Source organism: Paenibacillus sp. YAE3, from assembly GCF_057546105.1.
Genome location: NZ_BAAIYF010000060.1, coordinates 1 through 527, shown reverse-complemented (window position 1 = coordinate 527; position 527 = coordinate 1). Strand labels below are relative to the sequence as shown.

The following is a 527-nucleotide window of genomic DNA, read 5'->3' as shown; positions in this document are numbered from 1 at the left end:
TTGTTAAATAACCGGAATCCAGGGCTACGGCTTCAACCTTGAATCCAAAACGTTCTCTTTGGCGGTCTAATCGGGACAAATACGGAACCGAATCGTGGACATTTCCTGGCGTAACATGGACATCGGTGATGAGATTGTATTTAAGATCCACTGTCCGGTGGTCGAGATAAAAGAATCCCTCCGGTTTGCCGTCGCGAATCATATAGCCGCTTTCCGGATCGGTGGTGCTCACTTTAATTTCTTTGGTTTCGTTCACTTCCTCTCGTACTTTCAGAGCTTTTTTCCGTGCGCTTTGCGGTCCTCTGTCACAGCGTCATTGAGTTCGTCAATATAGTCCTTGGTGTTTTGCAGAACTTCCTGCTTGGTATAGTGGTGTTTGTTGGCATTGGCTTTTACGTGGGTCGAATCCGTAATGAGCACACGCCCGCCCACCATTTTGTGCGAGATCGCTTGGAGGACGATTTCGTCAAAGATCTCCTGAAAAATGTCAGTACCTTTAAACCGAGTTCGCCGGTTCCAGCTAATGG

General features: G+C 47.6%; 1 pseudogene. It reads right to left on the bottom strand.

The features are described from left to right. Positions 1–527 (bottom strand): annotated as a pseudogene (locus AC27KL_RS28190) (transposase); the annotation flags it as partial.